General features: G+C 37.8%; 2 protein-coding genes. Both read left to right on the top strand.

Annotated elements, in window-relative coordinates; all coding sequences use genetic code 11:
* Window positions 1-708: 708 nt before the first annotated feature.
* Entirely contained in the window at window positions 709-882 is a 174-nt protein-coding gene (locus ACFVFH_RS35730) for a hypothetical protein (protein WP_375839303.1), read from the top strand.
* Between the two features lie 90 nt (window positions 883-972).
* Window positions 973-1881 (top strand): hypothetical protein, encoded by a 909-nt coding sequence (locus ACFVFH_RS35725; protein WP_375839305.1) that lies wholly within the window; start codon window positions 973-975, stop codon window positions 1879-1881.
* The last annotated feature ends 71 nt before the right edge of the window (window positions 1882-1952 follow it).

Here is a 1952-nt window from a genome sequence, read left to right as displayed (position 1 = left end):
TATAACACAAAACGTGATTTTTGAAGCAAAACGGTTCCTCTTTATGGAGCCGTTTTTTTTATTTCCCGAAGGGTTATTTGTCAGAATGACAAACCGATTTCGAGCCGGCGAGAACCCATTGTCACACCACGATTTAGGGGGTGTGTATAAATGGGCACTCTCTGTGAAATTTGAAGCTTTGAAATTCCGAATGGCGCACTTATACACTCTGTCGAGTGAGTGCTAAAATGCTGAAGCATTTCCGTCAAGCGTGTGGAGGAATCTTGTAGAGAGATATAGCATAGATACCCGTATCTCTAGAGATATTTTGGTATATCCCTGCTATATCTATGGGGTATCTATGCTATATCTTTGGCTTCAAAAACGGCACCTGTTCTAAGAGCATAGAAACTCAACAGGCACAGCCTGTTTGACACCCTTTTTTTTAGGGTGGCACCGAGTTTCCTTATGCTCTTTTTCTCTGAAGCTAAACCTGTTTTATATGTCGTAGTCTTTTTATTGGGAGTGACCCCTTGCTGTACAATTTCCGGAGGTGCCGATAAGGGACGAATTTTCCCTTGTCGGTTGCCTTTGGGGATTGTAAGGGGTGGAGGCTCGGAATCAAAAGGAAACGAAATATCATTCCGAGTGTGCTTCTTTTTTCTGTTCTTGAATTCTATTATTTCCAATGTTAGAATTATGTTAACAACTTGTTAGGAGTGTGTTTGGATGGAAGAGAAAAAACAAATTGGACCTCGAATTACTGTTGAAACATTTAAAAAGCTAGAGTTATTAGCCGAACATTTTACAAAACACAATGAATTTGGAAGAGTTTCAAAAGATGCTGTAATTGAGTTTGCTATTAAGGAATTGTATAGGGACTATTTGGGAAAAGGACGCTAATTTTTGTTGAAAAACTGACTTCGGATTTGGGGTTCTTTATTATTAACTTGATTTTAATTAAACATTACAGGAAAAATTGAGGGGAAATGGATGGATAAACGCAATGGTGACGCGGTTTTCATAGCTCCAAATGATGTTGTAAAAGTGACCACTATGAATCACGTCATTGAAGTTCAGCATATGGAGAAGATGAACCGGAAAAATAATATCAAAAAATTGGACAAGGATAGGTTTGTAGACCTCTCTACTGGGGAGATCCGGGAGTTCGAGCATTCGGAAAATCGGCAGGAAAATTATAATTCTTTGAGACAAACCTTTAAGAAGCTGCGTTATTTGATAAATAACAATTTTATAGGACGGCCAAATGAATTACATATAACTTTGACATACAAGAAAAATATGACGGACACGAAAAAACTTTATAGTGATTTTCAAAATTTTATCGACAGGTTGCGTTATAAATACAAGAAAGAAAGTTCGATAGATTATTTATCGGTGGTAGAGCCACAAGGACGTGGAGCCTGGCATTGTCATGTTTTAATGCGCTTTAATGATTTGGATAAGATTTATATTAAAAATGCTGAATTAAGGAGTCTATGGGGTTTAGGATTTGTAACAATCAAGTCATTAAAGGATATAGACAACATAGGAGCCTATTTGAGCGCTTATTTGACTGATATAGACCTAGAAGATGTCCAAGACAGGGAAACAGCCTTAAAAGTGGCTTCAGAGGGCTGTGAGGTGCAAACAAAGATCGTAGAAGGTCGGGAAAAGAAATTTTTAAAAGGCGGACGGCTGCACATGTATCCTTCCGGAATGAATATGTATCGAAAATCAAAAGGGATTGTTAAGCCGGAACGGGAAGAAATGAAGTTCGGAGACATAAAAAAAGTAGTGGGTTCGGCAAAACCACACTACGAGAAAAGTTATCATGTCGAAAATGACAATTTTGAAAACACAATTTCGTTTCTCCAGTATAACACAAAACGTGATTTTTGAAGCAAAACGGTTCCTCTTTATGGAGCCGTTTTTTTTATTTCCCGAAGGGTTATTTGTCAGAATGACAAACC

It is taken from the genome of Streptomyces sp. NPDC057697 (genome assembly GCF_042799335.1).
Taxonomy (GTDB): domain Bacteria; phylum Actinomycetota; class Actinomycetes; order Streptomycetales; family Streptomycetaceae; genus Streptomyces.
Note: the sequence above shows the minus strand (reverse complement) of the source record. Positions and strands in the feature narration are given on the sequence as shown.